The 18,041-nt window shown below is 52.1% G+C and carries 16 protein-coding genes; 7 read left to right on the forward strand and 9 right to left on the reverse strand.

What is annotated here, in order from left to right:
* Positions 1–137 precede the first annotated feature (137 nt).
* The 4 genes from J4E05_RS20340 to J4E05_RS20355 all read right to left on the reverse strand — a co-directional run bounded on the left by J4E05_RS20340 (position 138) and on the right by J4E05_RS20355 (position 4,008).
* Positions 138–1,202 (reverse strand): EAL domain-containing protein, encoded by a 1,065-nt coding sequence (locus J4E05_RS20340; RefSeq protein ID WP_349599472.1) that lies wholly within the window; start codon positions 1,200–1,202, stop codon positions 138–140.
* Positions 1,203–1,431: 229 nt separating this feature from the next.
* Positions 1,432–2,472 carry a DMT family transporter gene (locus J4E05_RS20345; protein WP_349599475.1) on the reverse strand — a complete coding sequence of 347 codons (1,041 nt, stop codon included), beginning with the start codon at positions 2,470–2,472 and terminating at the stop codon, positions 1,432–1,434.
* A gap of 161 nt (positions 2,473–2,633) precedes the next feature.
* Positions 2,634–3,110 carry a hypothetical protein gene (locus tag J4E05_RS20350; RefSeq protein WP_349599478.1) on the reverse strand — a complete coding sequence of 159 codons (477 nt, stop codon included), beginning with the start codon at positions 3,108–3,110 and terminating at the stop codon, positions 2,634–2,636.
* Positions 3,100–4,008, reverse strand: coding sequence for a DMT family transporter (locus J4E05_RS20355; protein ID WP_349599480.1), 909 nt, complete (start codon positions 4,006–4,008; stop codon positions 3,100–3,102). Before J4E05_RS20355 ends, J4E05_RS20350 begins: the two co-directional genes overlap by 11 nt.
* Positions 4,009–4,210: 202 nt before the next feature.
* On the opposite strand from J4E05_RS20355, the gene J4E05_RS20360 reads away from it, so the two are divergent.
* Positions 4,211–5,164, forward strand: coding sequence for an AraC family transcriptional regulator (locus tag J4E05_RS20360; RefSeq protein ID WP_085593414.1), 954 nt, complete (start codon positions 4,211–4,213; stop codon positions 5,162–5,164).
* 60 nt (positions 5,165–5,224) lie between these two features.
* Here the strand turns inward: J4E05_RS20360 and J4E05_RS20365 are convergent, their stop codons facing one another.
* Positions 5,225–6,784 carry an adenylate/guanylate cyclase domain-containing protein gene (locus tag J4E05_RS20365; protein ID WP_349599484.1) on the reverse strand — a complete coding sequence of 520 codons (1,560 nt, stop codon included), beginning with the start codon at positions 6,782–6,784 and terminating at the stop codon, positions 5,225–5,227.
* Positions 6,785–7,056: 272 nt separating this feature from the next.
* Here J4E05_RS20365 and J4E05_RS20370 point away from each other — a divergent pair, with 272 nt between their 5' ends.
* The 4 genes from J4E05_RS20370 to J4E05_RS20385 all read left to right on the forward strand — a co-directional run bounded on the left by J4E05_RS20370 (position 7,057) and on the right by J4E05_RS20385 (position 12,090).
* Entirely contained in the window at positions 7,057–7,917 is an 861-nt protein-coding gene (locus J4E05_RS20370; protein WP_349599487.1) for a helix-turn-helix domain-containing protein, read from the forward strand.
* Between the two features lie 143 nt (positions 7,918–8,060).
* The gene (yddG, locus tag J4E05_RS20375; protein WP_349599490.1) at positions 8,061–8,954 is read left to right on the forward strand and encodes an aromatic amino acid exporter YddG; all 894 of its coding nucleotides are present in this window, start codon (positions 8,061–8,063) and stop codon (positions 8,952–8,954) included.
* A 194-nt stretch (positions 8,955–9,148) separates the two neighbouring features.
* Complete coding sequence (locus J4E05_RS20380; protein WP_349599493.1) at positions 9,149–10,930, forward strand: tetratricopeptide repeat-containing sulfotransferase family protein; 1,782 nt, start codon at positions 9,149–9,151, stop codon at positions 10,928–10,930.
* A 185-nt stretch (positions 10,931–11,115) separates the two neighbouring features.
* On the forward strand, positions 11,116–12,090 hold the full coding sequence (locus tag J4E05_RS20385; protein ID WP_349599495.1) for an adenosine deaminase: 975 nt from the start codon (positions 11,116–11,118) through the stop codon (positions 12,088–12,090).
* A 116-nt stretch (positions 12,091–12,206) separates the two neighbouring features.
* On the opposite strand, the gene J4E05_RS20390 is transcribed toward J4E05_RS20385, so the two are convergent.
* The gene (locus tag J4E05_RS20390; RefSeq protein ID WP_349599498.1) at positions 12,207–13,196 is read right to left on the reverse strand and encodes a phytanoyl-CoA dioxygenase family protein; all 990 of its coding nucleotides are present in this window, start codon (positions 13,194–13,196) and stop codon (positions 12,207–12,209) included.
* Between the two features lie 142 nt (positions 13,197–13,338).
* Between J4E05_RS20390 and J4E05_RS20395 the strand changes: the two genes are divergently transcribed.
* Positions 13,339–14,349 (forward strand): helix-turn-helix domain-containing protein, encoded by a 1,011-nt coding sequence (locus tag J4E05_RS20395; RefSeq protein WP_349599501.1) that lies wholly within the window; start codon positions 13,339–13,341, stop codon positions 14,347–14,349.
* Positions 14,350–14,421: 72 nt separating this feature from the next.
* Here J4E05_RS20395 and J4E05_RS20400 read toward each other — a convergent pair whose 3' ends face one another.
* From J4E05_RS20400 to J4E05_RS20410, 3 genes are all read right to left on the reverse strand, one after another.
* Entirely contained in the window at positions 14,422–15,408 is a 987-nt protein-coding gene (locus tag J4E05_RS20400) for an alpha/beta fold hydrolase (RefSeq protein WP_349599503.1), read from the reverse strand.
* Between the two features lie 73 nt (positions 15,409–15,481).
* Positions 15,482–16,777, reverse strand: a complete 1,296-nt coding sequence (locus J4E05_RS20405) for an alpha/beta hydrolase (RefSeq protein ID WP_349599506.1) — start codon at positions 16,775–16,777, stop codon at positions 15,482–15,484.
* A gap of 197 nt (positions 16,778–16,974) precedes the next feature.
* Positions 16,975–17,379 (reverse strand): OsmC family protein, encoded by a 405-nt coding sequence (locus J4E05_RS20410; RefSeq protein ID WP_349599509.1) that lies wholly within the window; start codon positions 17,377–17,379, stop codon positions 16,975–16,977.
* A gap of 255 nt (positions 17,380–17,634) precedes the next feature.
* On the opposite strand from J4E05_RS20410, the gene J4E05_RS20415 reads away from it, so the two are divergent.
* Positions 17,635–17,988: a hypothetical protein gene (locus J4E05_RS20415; RefSeq protein ID WP_085593391.1), complete on the forward strand. Its 354-nt coding sequence runs from the start codon at positions 17,635–17,637 to the stop codon at positions 17,986–17,988.
* The last annotated feature ends 53 nt before the right edge of the window (positions 17,989–18,041 follow it).

Raw genomic sequence — 18,041 nt, forward strand, 5'->3', positions numbered from 1 at the left:
ATGATGCGTTTATAGGCCAAATGGTGTGCAATTGATTTGTTCTAAAACAAAAATGCCTTTCAAAATGAAAAGCCTTTTGCGTTTTATGCCATGGTGACTGGATTGCCCTGCGTCCAATAACAGGGTTGGCCTTTATGCTATGCTGCCGCTTCAAACCGGGTTGCCGCTGGACGGCCCAATAAAAAGCCCTGAACGTAATCCACCCCGCGATCAACCAGAAAATCGAGCTCCTGTTGGCGTTCAATGCCTTCGGCAACCACTTCGATGCCGATTTGTTTGGCAAGGTCGATCAGTTTGCTAACGATGGCCTGTTTGTAAATATCCTCGTCCACCCGATCAATTAGTTCACGGTCGATTTTGATAATGTCTGGCCGTAATTGCGACAGCATATTCAGGGTCGAATAGCCCGAGCCAACATCGTCGAGCGCCACGCGAAAACCTGAATCGCGATAGGATTTTAAAATGGCCCGCAAATGATCAACGCTTGAAACCTTGTCGGTTTCAATGACTTCAAATACCACCTTGCTGCGGTCAAACCCGCATTCATTGATAACCTGAATGGTCGAGCGCAGGCACGAATTGGGATCGTAAATTGACGACGGCGTGAAATTGATAAAGACGTTATCAATACCGGCGGCAAAGGCATTGCGGACATTGGCCGCACGTGCTGCCCGGTCCAGTTGAAACAGCAAATCGGCGCTTTTTGCGGCCCCGAATAATCTGTCGGGCGAAATTATCGCACCCTGATCATCAACGGCGCGGATCAGGCATTCGTGGGCGTGTGGTTTTTTAAAATCATGAATGGCAAAAATTGGCTGAAAAACAGACCGCAAACGGTTTTCACCCAGAACGCCGGTAAGCCAGCGTGCGCCGATCCGGGCATGAATGGCGGCAACGGAGGTTACGCGTGCAATATCGTTGACACCGGGTTCGTCGGTGTTTTCCATGATCAGGGCTTTGGTGTCATCGGCTTCTTCAGGCAGTAAAACGCCGTCCAGGGCCTGCATCATGATTGGCAGGCTCCGGGCGTTAAAATCGGCATAGATGATGGACATTGCCGGGTTTGCTTCGGCCTGATGGCCGGTTTTGCGCATTTGTGCAACGATTTTGGCGGCGGTATGATTTACAGGCGGCCATACATAAAGCCTGCCTTGCTGCGGTAAGGGCAGGGGCAATACATCGCATTTTTGGCATTCAGTCACAAATGTCTCCGTCTGGATAATGAAGATCCAGGCCCGGTGAATTGCGTTTCGCGGCTGAATCGGTATTTTGTATATAATATCAAAATACCATAAACGGGGGTGCATGTGTCAACCAATCGGGCCATGCGAAAGCCGCAGGGCATTGATGCATAACTACAGGGTATGTAAAATGCGTTTTATTATCCTTGTGGTGTTGATGTGGGACCTGGGCGGTCTTGCCCGGTTTTAACTAAAATGCTGTTTTGCGCAGCCATGCTAATGGGCGCCCGTCGATGATTGCCAGGCCCAGCCCAATTGTCAGCATTCCGACAATGTCATCTCGGGCAAGTGCTTCGTTCAAAAAGAAAAATCCCAGAAAAATAGCACTGATCGGAATAAGAAAGGTGACCAGGACAAGATTGCTGGCACCCGCGCGCGCCAGAAGTTTGAAATACAGAATATAGGCCAGTGCTGTGCTGATGCTGGCAATACCTGCTACCGCAAGCCAGGTGGGCAAGGTGGGAAAGGGTAATGTCCAGGGTGCATCGATCAGGACGACAAGGGGTAACAGCATCAGGCTGCTTGCTGTCGTTTGGCCTGCGGCCGTAACAATGGGGGGCGTGTTTTTAAACCGGCGGCCAAAAACACTGGCACAACCATATGAAATTGCTGCGATCAATACGGCAAACGGGGCAATCGCTGTTAGTGACAGGCTGTTTTCGGTTGTTGTATGTGTTTCCGGTGCCAGCGCGGTAAATGAAGGAATACCGGTAACAATCAAAACCCCGATAAACCCGGTAATAACGCCAACCACCTTGCGACGGGTCAGTTTTTCGTTGTCGGTGGCAATATGGGCGATCAGCAGGGTGAAAAGCGGTGTTGTCGCATTTAGAATGGCCGCAAGGCCGCCTGCGATATAAGTCTGGCTCCAGACGATCAGGGAAAAGGGCAGCAGGTTATTTAATAACCCCATAATAAGAAAGCTGCCCCATATGGCGCGCGATTGCGGCAAACGAATGTGCCGTATGATAATGACCAGCCACAAAATAACCGATGCCAGGGCGACCCGTGCCAATACCAGTGTGAAAGGGGGTAAATCTTGCAAGGCTATTTCGGTAAAGAAAAATGACCCGCCCCATAACAGCGATAACACCAGCAAAAGAACCCAGCTGATACCGTCCATTTTTGGTGCTGCCAAAGGCTTGTGTTGCAGCGATGCTTGTGGTGGTGAATTTGCCGGTGAACGGGCGGTGCCCGTATGCGTTGACGCAGACAATGGTGTGTTGGTCATGAGGGTTCCGCCCGTGAGTAATGGTTTAATCGGGGCGGAGCATATGCCAGACGGTGTGTCTTGGCTGGCCACATTCGGACATGGTCATTTTTTAAGGATGGTGGGGCGAGTTCGTTGTTGGGTGTGTGGCGTGTAAGCCACCGTAGACCGTAGAATGGCTTTTAATTCATCAGGCGAAGTTGTGATTTGCGGATATATGACTGGTAATCCTCGGTTGGTTGCAACCCGATATCGGCAAGCTGATATTTGTTCAGATCGGTGATACCGGGGCCCCGTTTCGTACGGAGAACGATCAATACCAGCCGGTCAAAAAAACGGTTCAGGGCATTGAGGAACGAGTCATCGTTTTTAGGCTGGTTTTGGGAGGTGTCGCCATTCGATTGTGCGAATTGTTTTGGCGATCTGGATGTTTGACCATCACGGTTTTTAGCAATGGAGACGGTGAGCTCGTGCATTTTCATGTTCCTTCCGGCAGGTGCAAGCGCCAGATTGGCGGGGTGCAGGGATGCCGGAAGGATAGTTTTTAAAAGCCAGGTCCGCTCGCCAGCTTCGGACGCGAACCCTAATAATAATGCTAATGTTAATGCATATAACAACTGCCAGGGGCAGTGTTTGGCCTTGGCATTATTATTGGGCAATGCGGGGCGCGACTGCCTTGCGGTTACGGGATGGAAAACGGGCAAAAATGGTAATATTGCCCAACAGGATCAGGGCCAGCCCCGCCGCCCCGGTTAGTGTCCAGACATACCCTTCGAGAAATGTTGAAACCGTAAGGGCCACGACCGGAAACAGGACCGTAACATAGGCAGCTTTGCCCGCACCCACCCGGTTTACCAGCGCCAGGTAGGCCAGGAACGCAATGATGGACCCGGGAATGGCAAGGTAAAGCAGCCCGGCGATATAATACGGATCGGTTGGTAAAACCATGGTTTCACCGCGAAGCAGGGAAAACACCAGCAATAGGCCCGCACCATAAGCCATGCCGCGTACAACGGCATCGCGAGTGGGAACGCCCATTTTATGGAGTTTAACCGATACCATATTGCCCGATGCAAAAACCGCTGTGCCGCCAAGGGCGCAGGCCATACCGGTAATGGCGGCCGCATTGTGCGATAATGTTGCCAGCTGATTGGCGAACAGGCAAACAATGCCACCCAATCCCAAAATGGCCCCGCCCACAAAGCGCCAGCCGGGACGTTGGCCGTAAAACACCCAGTTGCCGAGTGCATTAAATATGGTTGATGTGGTGAACAATACCGCGATGATACCACTGGCGATGTATGAGGAGGCAGTGTACATCAAAATAAAATTGATGGCAAAAAGCCCGCAGCCCAATAGAAAAATCCACGGATGGGCGCGCCAGGGAACCGGCCTTATCCGTCCGGTAATGGCCATGCCAACGGCAAGCACAAGGGCCGCGAGCGCAAAACGATAAAATATCGATATTTCAATCGGAATGGCGCCGATCTGTAATTTGATGGCATACCAGGTAAATCCCCAGCACAGGGTAACAATGGCGAACAGGGCGGCGGTCATGATGGCAACTTTCGCAAAATCAATTATGGCCCAAATTATAACCGTGATGGTGGCGGCGGGCTTTCACGTTATTGCGGTGTTTTTCATAATCTTGCGCAAAAATGATGTGATGTGCAGGGAAGGCTGGTCAAACCGGGGGTGGCAATGCCAATATTATAACCGTGTTCGATATTCCCGCTGTAATCAGGGCTGCCCGCATTAAATGACGATACCGCGTTACCAGCAATATACGGTTTACAATGAACTAAAACGTGATGCCGATCTGGTATCGGCGGGCGATTTTGGCGATGAAATTTCGGCTGCCCGCTGGCGCCGGGATTCGTACGCGCAAAGCCGTTATGATAACCCGGTTCACCATACCTTAAGCCTGTATTTGAATGGCGGGACAGGCATTTTACGCCAGCAAGGCAATACGCCGGTTTCAGGCGGCGGGCCGGGCCGGGTGTGCATCATGCCGGCGCATATTTCGTCGGACTGGATGGTGCGGGGCCAGGTTGAACTGTTTCATTTATATATTCCTGTGGCAGCCTGGAACCGGGCGGTCATCGAGGTTCTTGATGTTGACCCTGACCGGATCGAACTGGCAGAAAAAATCTTTTGCCTTGACCCGGTTGTTGAACACATGGTGCGGGAAATTGTGATGCCGCTGGATTGGCATGCCCCGGCAGATCGGCTGGTGATGTCGTCTGCCGGGCACTGGTTGCTCGGGCATCTTCTGGCGCATCATACCGTGCAGCGGCCCAACGTGACTGGCGTCCGTGGCGGGTTGTCCGGTGCGGTGCGTCGCCGGGTAATTGATTATATTGCCGCCAATCTGGAACAGGCGATAACACTGGATGATTTGGCAAGTATTGCCGGTTTGTCGGTTTTTCACTTTTCACGCATGTTTCGGACGTCGCTTGGCGAAGCCCCGCACCAGTTTGTATTGCGTCAGCGCATTTTACAGGCGCGCGCCATGCTGGGGGATGGTGATTTGCCGGTTTCTGAAATTGCCCAGGCGTGCGGGTTCTCCAGCCAGGCGCATTTAACCACGCGGTTTGGCAATATGGTGGGGGTATCTCCGGCGCGGTACCGGCAAATTACCTGTAATGGAGCAAACCCCGTTTTTACAAGGGACTGGACCGCCATAAAGACAGATGCAAAAACGGGCACCTGACGGTTGCCGGTCAGCTGTCGGGAGCTATTTGTTTGTCTGTTAATATGACTGTGCTGTTTGTTAAGCCAGATGGCGTGTTTCGCCTAATGTAAACAGATCAATGTCTGATTTTCGTCCGCGAATGGCGTGAGTTCCCAGATCAATAAACGACATGTCGTCTTTGGTGCCTTCTGCATGGCCGATCAGGTCGCGGGTGGCTTTGCTGATCAATATTTCGGTGCCGGTTTCCTTGTTCAGATTTTCCAGCCGCGACGCCAGGTTTGCGGTATCGCCCTGAATGGTAAAATCAATTCGGTCGCCCGAGCCAACCGGCCCGGCAACGACAGGCCCTGAATGAATGCCAATGCGTGTTTTCATGATATGGGAGCCGCCAAATCGGGTAATGCGGGTGACATGGCGAATGGCAAGGGCAGCCCGAACGGCATGTTGGGCGTGGTTCGGGTCATCATGCAAAATGTTAAAGGCAGCGTGCAAGGCGTCGCCAACATAATTTAGAACAATGCCACCGTTATCGCGGATCGGCGCATTCACCTTGTCGAAATAATCGTTTAACAGGCTGATAACCTGTTGCGGGGCCAGGTTTTCTGAAAGCGAGGTGAAATCGCTGATGTCGCAAAACATGACCGTGGCAAATCGCAATTCGCCTGCGGCACGTGGATCACCGCGATTTTCCCGGTCCATTGCCAGTTCCACGACATCGCGGCTAACATATCGTTCAAAGGCGCGGCGCATTTGTTCGCGTTCGGCAAGGCCCGCGGCCATATGGTTAAATTCATAGGCAAGCTGGCCGATTTCATCGTCGCTGGCAATTGGGCTTCTGGCCGTAAAATCGCCCTGACTAATTTTGCGCATTGCCTCGCGCAGAAAGACAACCGGCCGCGTCAGCGTGCGGCTAATGAAAAACAGGCATAAAATTGCTGCGGTTTCAGTTGCAATAACGTCCAGCATTACGGCCTGCTGGGTTGAAAGGCCCTGTGACGCACGAATATCAACAAACAGGGTCAGATCAAGCAGAATTGCCGCTGACGATACCAGGGTCAGAACAAGAAAGACAATTGCCAGGCGTGGCCCAATGGCGGCCCGGCCTGGATGAAACCGGACTTGCCAGTTTTCAAAAAGGTGCCGCTTTACTGTTTCTGTTTGGTCCAGTGCTGCGAAATAGGCATAAACAGCAAAATGGGTTGCATAGGCAAAGCTAAACCAGAAACCGGCAAAGACGCGTATTTCGGTTGGAACAAGCGTGGTTGTCGCCTGGGGGGCAATCAGGAAAACACCACTGCCAAATGCTGCGGCACAATAAACAAGGCCAACGCAAAATGCCCAGATAGTTGAATATAAATGCAAGTGGCGCAGACGTCGGGTGGCCGAGGGCAATTTTGCTGGTAGACCCGATGACAGGCATTGAATGGCATTTGCCACCGGCCTGAACAAAATGGCGGCCCCGATGCCGTTTAACAGGATCAATATCAGGATATTAAGGCCGATGGCGCGGCCCAGCACATGGGCATTGCCCGAAATCGCCACATAGGCACCAGTAAAGCAAAAGTCGATGGTGGCCATGCCTGCCATCGCAAAAACATACCGTTGCCAATGGCTGTGATCCCGTGATGTTGCCTGCATAAATTGCATTTTCTTTATTAAGGCGGCGATGAATGGCAGTAGGGGCACTCAAATGCCTGTATTTTTCTGCCGTACTTTTTGCCTGTATTAATGTGATAGCGGTTTTATGGTGCCGCATTAGATACGTTTTAAACAGCGATATTGATTAATCACGAAATAGTGTGCTGTGATTTCGTGGTGCCACACAGGGTGTTCTTTACGGTTGGTTATTGTCATTGTCATTTGCAGGGTCATAATAACAGGCAATCAAATGCTCCGAATCCAGGAAACCTATGTCGCTTAGTTTTCGCCATTATCGTTCCGAGACACTTTCCCACAGCCACGATGATTTTCACCAGATCATTGTATCGCATCATGGTGTGCTGGATCTGGATGTTGAGGGGGCGGGTGGGGCTGTGCGCGGGCGGCAAATTGCTTTTGTTCCGGCCGGGGCGCGCCATGCCTATCGTGCGCAAGGCATGAATCGTTTTTTAGTAATCGATCTGGATGCCAACCTTGCCGCATGCGCCGGGATTGAACAGTTGTGGCAGCAGGCAGGTGGCGGGGCATATTTGTCGGTTCCGGGGACTGTGCGGCTCGGAGAACTTGAATCCATGTTTGGCGGGGCAACCCACCTGGACCTTGCACCGTGTGCCGCATCGGTGCCAATGACAATGACAACCGGGTTTCCAATGCCCCGGCTTCATTCTGCCGGGCAATCTGCCATGATCGGATTTTTGGCCGATTTGTTGCGCAATGCCCGGCGGGGACAGGGCCATAGTCATGGGCAATATGACGCCCATGACAATATTTCAGGGGAAATTCCACCCCGGTTGCGCCGGGCGATGGAATGGGCTGCCGCACGGTTAAATGAACCGCTTAGTATTGCCGAAATGGCGAAAATCGCCGCCCTGTCGGAAAGTGCGTTATTTGCGGGCTTTGAACGCCATGTTGGCTGTGCTCCGATGCGGTGGCTGGGCCTTTTGCGGCTTGATCGTGGCCGCGATTTACTGGCTGATCCAAAAAATAGCGAGACTATTGCCGATATCGCCCGGCAAGTTGGTTTTCAGGATCAGGCAGCATTTTCACGGGCATTTTCGCGTCGTTTTGCCGTCGCACCAGGCCGTTTTCGCAAACAGTGCCAGGTGCCATGATTTTTTATTTTCAGGGTCCGCGTCTTTAGGGTGCCAATAGTCATATCGTCATGTTGTGCCGTGTAAAACCGGAGTTTGGGCAAAGACGATTTTACGTTTGTCAGGTAATGTTGCGCAAAATTTGACCGCAACGGAACCCATCCATGACATTCTTGGACCCTAAAACCAAGGCAACCCTGATCGGCACGATTGCCGTTCTGTTATGGGCGTTGCTGGCACTGTTTACCACCGTGGTAAAATCTATTCCGCCGTTTCAACTGGTGAGCCTGTGTTTCAGCGTGGCAACCGTGTTTAGTGCCGCGTGGATATCGCGGCGGGGGCCGGGTGCTTTTCGCGCACTGCGCCAGCCTGTCGGGGCATGGGTTTTATCCGTCGGCGGGTTGTTCGGGTATCATTTTTTCTATTTTGTTGCCCTTGCCAACGCACCAGCCGTTGACGCCAGTTTGATCGCCTATTTGTGGCCGTTGTTTATTGTGTTGTTATCGGCGTTGCTACCGGGGGAACGGCTGCGCTGGTATCATGTGGCGGGTGCTGTTTGTGGGCTTGGCGGGGCGGCTGTTTTGGTTAGCAAAGGGCAGGGCTTTGATTTTGATCCTGCTTTTGCGGCTGGTTATGGTGCCGCATTGGCGTGTTCAATTTTGTGGTCGGGCTATTCCGTATTGAACCGCCGGTATCGCGCTGTTCCGGTCGAGGCCGTTTGCGGGTTCTGCGGCGGGGCGGCAATATTGGGTTTTATTACCCACAGCCTGATGGAAAGCTGGGTAACCCCCGATGCATGGCAATGGTTGGCAATTGCCGGTTTGGGGCTTGGCCCTGTTGGGATTGCCTTTTTTGTGTGGGATTACGGCACAAAACACGGTGATATTCAGGTGCTTGGCGTTTCCGCCTATGCTGCACCATTATTATCAACCCTTATTCTGATTGTGGCTGGTGCCGCACCAGCCAGCCCGGCAGTCATTTGGGGGTGCCTGCTTATTGTTGGCGGGGCGGTGCTGGCGTCCAAAAATATCCTGATACGCAGGCGTACCACCCCATAACAAAAATATTACCACAGCGTTTATATCAGCAAACCCGGCATTTACCGCCGGGTTTGTTCTTTTTATAGGCGCTGTTTATGGTGTGGCGTATTTTTACGCTGTGCATTGCAATATAAATGACTTATATTCAGAAGCGTACCGGGGAATTCTGGGGGGAATGTCGCCACGGTCATAAAATGCTTCGGGATATGCAAATGAAGCAAACACAAAAAGATCCGCTGTCATCAATGAAGGAAGCGATGGCAGCAAAGCAGTTCGACAAGGCGGCAGCCATTGGTGCCAAAATTGTTCGAACGCACCCTAAAAACATAGAATTACAGTTGATGACGAGTGTTGCCGAACTGCAAGGTTCGTTACCGCGTCGTGCATTTCCCCGTTTGGCAAAATTGGCGCAAACCGTTTCGGTGACTGATCGTCATATCGGGATGGTTTTGCAGAACCTGATCGCTTTTGCACGTGCAACAGGTGACTATCAGTCAGTAATTGCATTGGCGGAAAAGTTACATCGTCAACATCGCAGCCAGCCGCTATATGCGGAGTATCTTGCGACGGTTATTGTCGAGCATGAAAAGCGGATTTCCATAGCGCCGACCTATTCGCCAGATACCTTGCGTGCGGTCGGGTTACTGGAAAGCATTCCGGAAACATTTACCCGGTTTTATCAAAGCCAGCTTGCATTGGCACAGTTATATGTTCACGTTGAAATGGCAGATAAGGCCTTGGCCTTGTATGAAAAGCTGGTTGCATCGCACCCGGATGACATGAATCTGCGTCATATGCAAATTTCCGCCCAGGCATTAACCGGTCAGGTTGACCCTGCGGTATGTAACAGCCTTGATTTGATCGAAAATCATAACGAAACCAATACCCAACCCTATCTGGTGGTGGCGTTTTTGCGGCCCCACGTTATGCCGGAAAAGGCGGTACCATTTTTGGAAGCCACCTATAACGATCCATCGCAATTTGTGATGCACCGTTACAATGCGGCTTTCGCGCTGGCCCGTACCGCTGAAGTGAGGCAGGATTTTGAAACGGCTTTTTCCTGGTATGAAAAGGGCCATGCAGCACACCGGGCGGTTCGGCCGTTTGACCGCGCTCAGGAAGAGCTCGAGATTGAACGGATCAGCGCGTTAAGCCGTGCCGACCAGGCCAGGATGTCTGCTGCATCGCAAGATAACGTGCGTGCCGAACTTGGTAAGGATGATGACCCGCAAGCTCCGCGCCCGATATTTATTGTTGGCTTGCCCCGTTCGGGAACAACCCTGACCGAACGTATTGTCGGGGCGCATAGTGATGTGCATCCAGCCGGCGAGGCCGGTGATTTTGCCCGTGCGGTGGGCGAGGTTGTTGGCTGGGGAACGATTGCTGATCAGATGGAACGTATTGATGGCAAGGCGGCGCGCGCCATTCGCAAGAAATATCTTGCGGCCATGGCCGGATATGCCCCGCAGGCAAAAATGGTGGCAAATAAAACGCCGGCGAACTTTTTGCGTATCGGTCAGATACGCAAGGTGTTTCCCGACGCGCCGATTGTTCATTGCCAACGGCATGCGCTAGCTACCTGTTTGTCGATCTATACAACGCCATTTGCCAATCCCATGCGTTTTGCCGATAACTTGCAAGACCTGGCCGATTATTATCGCGGTTATGAAAGCATTATGGCGGCCTTTGTTGAAACAGATGACAATGGGCAGATTTTTGATTTGTCCTATGAAGACCTGGTGTCGGATCCTGAAACAGTTGCGCCGCGCCTGTTGGCGCATTGTGGGTTGGACTGGCAGGCTGATTGTCTGGAATTTTATCGCAGTCGTCAGGCTGCGAAAACGGCTAGCCTGATGCAGGTGCGTCGGCCAATCAATTCGGAATCGGTAGATAAGTGGCACAGGTTCGAGCCGTTTATCGGGCCGCTTGCGGCCCTTTCCGGCGGGGACGATGACAATGGTAAATCATCACGTAACCGAATACAGGCAGCTTGAACGCGCAGACCGGGGTGTCTTCAACCCGGGTTGATGACGCTCTGTTACCAAAGCAGATTTAAAACAACCGGCCTGTTTTTGCAGGCCGGTTGTTTTTTGCAGGTAAAAAATAGCTTCTGATCGCGTTGGGAAGGCTTTATCTGTAGTCTGAATAATTGCCTGTTTTACCTGACCCTGGAGCCCGCATGACACTTAAACTGCCCAAAGCGGAATTGCATTTGCATCTGGAAGGCGCAATGACGCCCGATCTGGTGCGGCGTTTTGCTGCCCGTAACAAAATTTCGGTCGCTGATGGCTTGTTTGACGAAAATGATCGCTATATCTGGTCAGATTTCCCGCAGTTTCTGGATAGTTTTGATGGCGCAAGCAGTGTTATCCGCACCCGCCAGGATTACACGGATCTGACCCGGCATTACCTGGTGGAACAGGCCAAAATCGGTGCAGTTTATGTCGAACTTTTCTGTTCGTCTTCTCATGCCGGAATGCAGGGACTGTCGTTTGATGAACATTTGCTGGCCGTCGCCGACGGTATTGATCAGGCCTTTGCTGAAACCGGGATTATTGGCCGTATTGTGATGACTTGCGTGCGCCATTTAGGGCCGGAACTGGCCGTGGATGTCGCCCGGGAAACGGTGGCATGCGGGCATCCGCATGTCGTTGGTTTTGGCATGGGTGGCAATGAAAGCATGTTCACCCAGAAGGACTTTTATCCCGCCTTTAAAATTGCAGCCGATGCCGGGTTGGGATGTACCACCCATGCAGGTGAAGTGCAGGGGCCGGAAAGTGTGTGGGACGCGATTGATCATTTACCGGTGGACCGTATTGGTCACGGTGTACGCTCAATCGAGGATGCAAAACTGATTGATGAGCTGGCCCGGCGCGGTATTGTTCTGGAAGTTTGCCCGGGGTCGAACATTGCCCTGTCCGTGTATCCGGATTATGCCAGCCACCCGTTGCGTAAACTTTATGATGCGGGTGTTAAAGTAACATTAGGGTCAGACGACCCGCCCTTTTTTCACACGACATTGGCTGATGAATATCAGCGTGCACAGGATGTTTTCGGGTTTAGTAAGGAAGAATTGCGCGGCATTACCCAAACTGCCATTGCTGCGGCCTATGTTGATGGTGAAACCAAAGCCGCCTTGTGGTCGCGGGTGTGAAAATAGGGCCAGGCTGACGGTGTAATGTGCGCTGCCAGTGATAATTTATAATATAAGGGCCGCCGATGTGATGGGCGGCCCTTTGTGTTGGGGCCGACAGGGCAGGTAAGCCTGGTTTACCAGTTGGCTTTGCCCAGCAATTTTTCACCAAGCGGTGTTAGTTGCGCCTGTTCATAACGGGTTTGTTCCCAATTGCGAGGATCGCCGGGAAAGGCATGGCCACGGGCGGGCAAGCGTTCCGCCCAGCTTTGAACCCGCCATTTTGCCAGTTCGGTATCTTCGGGCGAGGCCGGAGCCATGGAAATATACTGCGCGATGCGTGCCGACCGGGACCGGTTGGCACGAATGCCATGTGCCAGAAGGCTGTTAAATATCAGCAGGTCACCTGTATTCATTGGCACGCGATGGCACGGATAAGGCATTGTTTCCATATCCGGGCGAAACGGGTTTCGGCCCTCGGGTGCGGATTGTAACCATGTGGCAAAATTTTCAAAAAGTTCGGGTACGCATTGAAATCCGCCCGTTTCGTCGCTGGTATCAACAAGGGATAAAACACCCTGAACATTAATTGGCAACGGGTGTTGGCTGGTGTCTTCATCCCAGTGAATAAAGCCGTCAAATGCCCGTGCTCCGGTATTGGGGGTGTTTAGATTGGCCCGGTCGATGGATACCCACAAATCCTCGCGGTCCCAGATATCGACAAAGGCATCGTAAATACGTGGCGACTGGCGATTGTCCCACATTGTTTGGTGGTGATAGGCCTCGACCATACCGGAATTGTTTAGTTCTTTCATGGCGTGATCCCGCAATTGCGGGCGTGCCCATGTTTCAGGCCTGTTCGGGTCCATTTCCTGAAATTCCCACAGGAAATCGGCGGTTGCAGATGCCTGTGTATGTGAAATGGCATTACGTACAATGACATAGCCATATTGTTGCCAATGATCAAAATCCTGGGCACTAAGCACCCGCAATGGCAGTTTCTTTTTCATATCGCGTAATTGTGGCCCGGCAATGCTTCCGACCGAGGCATTGCCGGGTCGGTCGGCATTAGGTGACATGGTTACCGGGGTGGATGCGGGTGTTGTCGGCATGGCTGTCATTGTCATCTGGTTTCCTCCTGATCGGAACCGCCGGTGAAGGCTTGTTGTAATAGAGCCATTCTAAAACGCGATGGACAAAGCTGCCCACTGACGCAGCGGACGATTTATGATACTATTCGGCCAAATCGGGGTTCAAAGGTGCCGGAAAGTGAAATTATTATTCGAGCATGTGCAGATAGCGCCGAACCGGTCCTGGCGCGGTTTGCACCGCAAGCTGCCTGCCATACCGTTTGAATGGCACTATCACCCGGAATATGAATTAACCCTGACAATGAATAGTACCGGGCGGCGATATGTTGGTGATCATATTGGTGATTACCAACACGAGGACCTGGTTTTGTTGGGGCCAAACCTGCCCCATACATGGCATTCATCGAATGCTGATGCGCCAATAAACGTACGCTCCGACAAAGATGGTGGCCCTATGGGGCGCGCTGATTATGGTGGCAGGAAAGGGGTGGGTGAAACCGACAGAAATGGCGGGATTGAGCCAGCCCCAACTCCGTTTTCCTTGTCTTCCGTTGCCTCGAAAAAACGGGATTTGCCCCACCAGGCGTTTGTGTTCTGGTTTTCAGCCAGCTGGGTGGATCAGGTGTGTGTGACCATGCCGGAACTTTCGCCGATTGTACCTGTTTTGCACATGGCGCGGCGCGGGGCCGTGTTTGACCGGCAAACGGCCTGCAAGGTTGCTGCACTGACCCCCCGGTTTGATCAGGGACCGGCCACAGGGCAACTTGTTTTATTGCTGGAAGTTTTGGCGATATTGGCAGAAGCACAGGAAGTAATGCCCCTGGCATCTGCCCGGTTTGATGCCGCAGCCCCCAATCGTAGCGAAGCGACACGACTGGGCAGGATACTGGATATTTTACATGCAAATTATGCCCATCCTCCCACGGCAACCGCCCTTGCGGCCCGCATGGGGATGAGCGAACGGAACATTCGCCGGTTTTTCAAATCTCATATGGGTAGTAATATTCAGGATTATGTTATGGGGTTGCGATTGGGGCGGGCCGCAGCATTGTTATTGTCGTCCGACATGCCGGTTTACCGGGTGGCCGAAGAAACCGGTTTTGAAAACCTGTCGCATTTTAACCGTCAGTTCGTACGCCATAAATCAATGACGCCATCGGCGTTTCGTAAATCCCGCTTTAAGCCGTAAAGCGAATGCCATTGCCACGGTAACTTCAACAGTATTGTTGAAATGCACAATCAGGCCGCGGTTGCAATTTGGTTAAATTGCGGCTTCGGCGTTGGTGGCACCGATATGTGAGTCGCTTGTACGCCAGTCAGGGTGATGGCGGGCAAGGTGATGTTCAAAAATATGCCAGAACTGCGATCTTAGATCGTCACGTTCCTGCAGGATTTCGTGGCGGGCGCCGTCAATTTCATGCAGCTTTACCTGTGGCTGCCCGGCAAACAGGCGTTTGGTTGCGGCATTATTTACCACCTTGTCATTACCCGACATGATTATTGTCGTGGGCGGCAGGGCAGTTGTGTTTGTACGTTTTGCTTGTTGGCTGGCGGCGGCAAGTTGGGTGTTGAGCATTTCCTGCGCACGAAAGCAGGCATGAAGCCAGCCTGCCGATACTCCGCCTACAATGAGTTCCGGTTGTTCGTGAAGCAGGGCAAAGCTGCGTTCGTAACGTACTTTATCCGACGTTAGCAGGTTTTCGGGATTAAAGGGCTGAAGCGGGGACAGCAGCTTTTGCCCGGGCAGAAATTTTTTGTCCAAACCGGTTTTGCTCAAACTGGCCGATATCATTCTGGCCAGCCCAACCATCCAGTCCGGGCCGCTTAATCCGAAAAACGGTGCAATCATAAGGGCAGATTTAAATTTTTGCGGTGCTGCCAGCAGCAGATTGATACCGACCAGTCCGCCGGTGGAATGGGTCATTAGCATGGGGCAGGAAATATTATGCCGGGTTGTTACGTGCTCGGCGATGGTTGTTGCGTCATCAAGATAATGGGAAATATCGCCGACATAGCCCATTTCTGGAAAAGGTGTTTCGCGGATAGACCCGCCCTGACCGCGAAAATCAAATGTAACACATCCGATGTGCTGAGCAGCCAGGTCGCGGGCAGTTTCGTTATAACGCTCGATGAATTCGGCCCGGCCTTGCAGGATAAAAATATGGCCGCGGGCATTTTTCGGTGTCGAGATACCATATCGCAATTTTGTTCCTGTCGAGGACAGGCAGTGCTGAATTTCAAATGGCATTCAATGGTCTCGTCAAGCTGGTCAGGTTTCTGGATGTTTATTTGTGCTCGCATATGTAAACGATGCGGCGCAATCAGGGTTCCAGAACCTTGTGCAGAAACACAACCATTTTGCCCATCATGGCGTCAAAGTCGGGGTTAAAAGTACCCCGGCGCAAGGTGCCTGGTGTGGCGGATTCAAGCAGGTTGGTTTCGCCGTAAATGGAATCCTTGTTGTCTTCTTCGCAGGCTTTGTAATCGGCAGCTTCGCTGTAATGATCACAACGGCGATAATCGCCTGTCAGGCCATAATGGGGGTTGTCCGGGCGCATGGTCATGGCGGTGTGGGCATGGTTGACGGTGCGCAAATCCGGGGTGGCTGATTTGACAATATCAATATCGTCGCAAATGGGCTGGATACGGTCCTCAAGGGCGGCGGCCTCGCCCTGATACCAGATCATGTAGCGGTTACTGGACTCGACCTTGCCACAAAAGAAATGGGCCGCAATGTCCGCGCGGACTGTTCGATCATCGGAGCTAACGGCCATGAAAACCGGTTGGGTCAGAGGCGGCAGGGTGTTTTCACCAAATGGTACGGTTAACAGCTGAAACTCGGCCGCTGCATTCATTGCCAATGATTCATATTTGGCAACATCGTGATCGCGGCGTTTATCTACCCATGGTTTTACATATCGCACATAGGGTGTTAGCCACGCCAGATCGCTATAGGCCGCGAACCCTGGTGACAGCAAAATCATGGCTGATAATTCGGCGTCATTGCGGTGGTTTTCGGCAGCGCGCACTACCAGGGCTGCCCCCATTGAATACCCGACCGGCACAATGTGATGGATCGTATCATCAAAACTTTCCAGCCCGTATTTTACCGCAGCCTGCCACTGATCAGCGCTGACATCGCGTAAATCACCCGGCACTGTGCCATGACCTGGCAGTAACAGGGCGTGCAGGGTTGCGCAGGGCAGGGCATTGTGCAGCGAGGCAGCAACATCGCTTAACAGATAGGGGCTATCGGATAGCCCATGCACGAGCAAAAAGCCGACACCTTCGCCGTTTTGCACGGTTTTCCCCTTTTGTGCGCAGGCCTGGTTATCGGGGGATATTTCAAAGGGTGCGCGAATGGAAACAGCATCGTCGATTGTATAATCATCGAACGGGTGCGGTTCGGGGGTGTAACGCAGTTCTTGCAGTGCATCGCGAATTTTAGCACGACTGTCAGCAACATATTGCGAAAAAGGTGTGCCAGGTTGCGGGGTGGCAATCGCATGGTTTGATGCCGTGTAACGGCCAGGTTCCTTGTCGCAGGCCGCAATCAGGCACAAGCTGATGAGGGCAAGGCAAAGTCGCGGGCGGACAAGGGACCGTAAAACATGCATTGGTGGGAATCCTGTGGTATCCGGGCAAATCGTATATCGCCGCTTGCGTGTAATAATGTCATATCACACGCGCATGACACAAAAAAGAAACGGCACCCAAATTATGGATGCCGTTACAATATAGTATGGCAGCGTTTATTTGCCGCGATCAAATTTTGTTACGCATTATTGATAGATGCCCTGCGAACAAATAAGCCTTAGTCCAGCAATTCCCAGCTGTGGGTCAGTTCTGCGGCCTTGGCCAGCATGATTGATGCCGAGCAATATTTTTCGGCGGAAAGATGGACCGCCCGTTCGATTTTGGCTTCGTTCAGGTTTTCGCCCCGCACCTTGAAATGCAGATGAATTTTGGTGAAAACCTTGGGGTCGGTTTCGGCACGTTCGGCTTTGATGTCGGTTTCAACATCAAGTACGTTTTCGCGGCTTTTTTGCAAAATATGCACCACATCAATCGACGAGCAGCCCGCAACACCCAACAGCAGCATTTCCATCGGACTGGGGCCAAAACCGTTTTCCCGATCGCCATCCATAACAATGCCGTGGCCAGACCCGCTGGTGCCAGTAAAGGTCAGTTTATCAAGCCATTTAACCCGTGCTTCCATGGTATTTGTTCCTTTTGGTCCATCTGCCAATTTACAGATGCTGAATTTACATTGTGTAACCTCTAGCCGTACAGGCCCGGTCTATCAAGCATGCAATTGAAACTATGGCAGGGACAGATACTGGTAATGGAGAGGTTTCGTATAAATATCATGGAACAAGGCCGCTTTAGGCATTTTGTCGGGGGGGCGAATGAGGTAAAATAAACACCAGCGATATATGGTTTGCTGGGTTCTTAACCATAGGGGTAAGCGCGAATGACCGAAGATGCTGGCCGTACAAAAAGTCGTTTCCGCATGGCGATGGAACACGTGATCCGCGAGATCAATCATGAAGTGATTAGCCCGGCGATACCGAATTTGACGGTAGATGAAATTTTGCCACTGATGGTTTCGGTCGCACGCTCACGGGCTGAATATTTGCGTTATGCATTTAAACTGGCCGGTGATGGCAAGGCAAACCACCCCACCGAGGCCGAGGTGCTTAAATTGCGCCAGTTGCGCGAGGCCTATGAAGAAATGAAAGCTGCCAGCGGTGAACTGGAACATTGCGTGGATCGTGGTTATATCGATCTGGCAGATAATCCAACGGCAAAAAAACCATCCGTTTAAGGTGTACTGGATTTTTTTGTAATTTGGGAAACGGGTTTTGGCGAGGCACTGGT

The organism is Thalassospira sp. NFXS8 (assembly GCF_040148805.1).
Lineage (GTDB): Bacteria > Pseudomonadota > Alphaproteobacteria > Rhodospirillales > Thalassospiraceae > Thalassospira.

Excerpts from the sequence above, each read along its gene's own strand:
- J4E05_RS20365 (WP_349599484.1), bottom strand. The coding sequence starts at position 6,784 with ATGCAGGCAACATCACGGGATCACAGCCATTGGCAACGGTATGTTTTT.
- J4E05_RS20380 (WP_349599493.1), top strand. The coding sequence starts at position 9,149 with ATGAAGCAAACACAAAAAGATCCGCTGTCATCAATGAAGGAAGCGATG.
- J4E05_RS20345 (WP_349599475.1), bottom strand. The coding sequence starts at position 2,472 with ATGACCAACACACCATTGTCTGCGTCAACGCATACGGGCACCGCCCGT.
- yddG (WP_349599490.1), top strand. The coding sequence starts at position 8,061 with ATGACATTCTTGGACCCTAAAACCAAGGCAACCCTGATCGGCACGATT.
- J4E05_RS20370 (WP_349599487.1), top strand. The coding sequence starts at position 7,057 with ATGTCGCTTAGTTTTCGCCATTATCGTTCCGAGACACTTTCCCACAGC.
- J4E05_RS20405 (WP_349599506.1), bottom strand. The coding sequence starts at position 16,777 with ATGCATGTTTTACGGTCCCTTGTCCGCCCGCGACTTTGCCTTGCCCTC.
- J4E05_RS20355 (WP_349599480.1), bottom strand. The coding sequence starts at position 4,008 with ATGACCGCCGCCCTGTTCGCCATTGTTACCCTGTGCTGGGGATTTACC.
- J4E05_RS20400 (WP_349599503.1), bottom strand. The coding sequence starts at position 15,408 with ATGCCATTTGAAATTCAGCACTGCCTGTCCTCGACAGGAACAAAATTG.
- J4E05_RS20385 (WP_349599495.1), top strand. The coding sequence starts at position 11,116 with ATGACACTTAAACTGCCCAAAGCGGAATTGCATTTGCATCTGGAAGGC.
- J4E05_RS20415 (WP_085593391.1), top strand. The coding sequence starts at position 17,635 with ATGACCGAAGATGCTGGCCGTACAAAAAGTCGTTTCCGCATGGCGATG.
- J4E05_RS20360 (WP_085593414.1), top strand. The coding sequence starts at position 4,211 with ATGACGATACCGCGTTACCAGCAATATACGGTTTACAATGAACTAAAA.
- J4E05_RS20410 (WP_349599509.1), bottom strand. The coding sequence starts at position 17,379 with ATGGAAGCACGGGTTAAATGGCTTGATAAACTGACCTTTACTGGCACC.
- J4E05_RS20390 (WP_349599498.1), bottom strand. The coding sequence starts at position 13,196 with ATGACAATGACAGCCATGCCGACAACACCCGCATCCACCCCGGTAACC.